The sequence below is a fragment of the Bacillus sp. JJ783 genome (genome assembly GCF_036963225.1).
GTDB lineage: Bacteria > Bacillota > Bacilli > Bacillales > Bacillaceae_G > Bacillus_A > Bacillus_A cereus_U.
Map to the genome: position 1 here is coordinate 4,148 of NZ_JBALMG010000213.1, position 477 is coordinate 4,624.

The following is a 477-nucleotide window of genomic DNA, read 5'->3' on the forward strand; positions in this document are numbered from 1 at the left end:
TTTTGCATTAATAACACTTTTAGATTGGGAGCAAGTTAATATTGCAGAAGAACAAAAAGTAGCGTTTTTTGATCTTCCAACAAATACTATAGTAAATCTTAAGTCTGAAATTCCGATTAAAAAAGAACCAGGTGTATATGACCTAACGCCAATTTTAATATCTAATCCTTTCCAAAAATTAGAAGTGGGCAATAGACAAGTAGAAACAGCAATCAGGGTAGGGATTAATGTACAAAAATAATAAAACAATAGAGGTATACAAAAGGTGTATTTTCATTTCAAGAGCGTTCTTCATTTTGAAATATACAAAAACCTATCATCTGCCGATATCAGAAGATGATAGGTTTTTTATAGTCTAGTATAATAAAAAGATATGTTTTGTATTTTTCGAAGTAATTAGAATCATTTTATATCTAAGTCTGCTATATAGAAATCATTTTCCCACCCCTATAGTATGTTGGTTCTGGTGCAAAAATA

At 29.4% G+C, this 477-nt stretch carries 1 pseudogene; it reads left to right on the plus strand.

From position 1 onward, the window contains the following. Positions 1-241 (plus strand): annotated as a pseudogene (locus V7038_RS28350) (hypothetical protein); the annotation flags it as partial. Positions 242-477: the final 236 nt, after the last annotated feature.